Annotated in this window: 1 protein-coding gene and 1 rRNA gene; one reads left to right on the top strand and one right to left on the bottom strand. The window is 72.8% G+C overall.

All coding sequences use genetic code 11. From position 1 onward, the window contains the following. A 5S ribosomal RNA gene (gene rrf, locus AB0C04_RS31195) occupies positions 1-91 on the top strand; the annotation flags it as partial. 91 nt (positions 92-182) lie between these two features. On the opposite strand, the gene AB0C04_RS31190 is transcribed toward rrf, so the two are convergent. Then, on the bottom strand, positions 183-603 hold a 421-nt coding region (locus AB0C04_RS31190), incomplete at its 5' end, for a hypothetical protein (protein WP_357061766.1).

The raw sequence follows: 603 nt of genomic DNA, 5'->3' as shown, positions 1-603 counted from the left end.
GCCCGGTCACATTCCGAACCCGGAAGCTAAGCCCTCCAGCGCCGATGGTACTGCACTCGGGAGGGTGTGGGAGAGTAGGACACCGCCGGACAATCTTCCAGTCGAGGGCCGCCCCATCCGGGTCGGCCCTCGACTGCGTAGCGCCACAGCTGGCGCAATCAGGAAGGATGTACCCCGTGAGTTCAGGACCGCAGGGCGGCGACCGCCCCCGTCGTAACGAGGACCGCACCGACGGGCCGGGTGGGCGAGACCGAGCCCCGCGGCGGGACGACCGCGACCGGCCGCCGTACCGAGGCGGCCAGGACAACCGTGGTGGTGCGCGCGGGTACTCCGGAGACCGTGACGGCGCCCGAGGCGGCGACCGGCGCGAAGGCGGCTTCCGCCCCGGTGGTTCCCGTGGCGGTGACCGCGACCAGGGCTTCCGTGGCGGTGACCGCCGTGAGGGTGGTTTCCGCGGTGGCGACCGTGATGGCGCGCCCCGTGAGGGTGGCTTCCGTGGCGGTGACCGTCGTGAAGGTGGTTTCCGTGGCGGCGACCGTGACGGCGCGCCGCGTGAGGGTGGCTTCCGCGGCGGTGAGCGCCGCGAGGGTGGTTTCCGTGGTG

Source organism: Micromonospora sp. NPDC048909 (genome assembly GCF_040649635.1).
GTDB lineage: Bacteria > Actinomycetota > Actinomycetes > Mycobacteriales > Micromonosporaceae > Micromonospora.
Note: the sequence above shows the minus strand (reverse complement) of the source record. Positions and strands in the feature narration are given on the sequence as shown.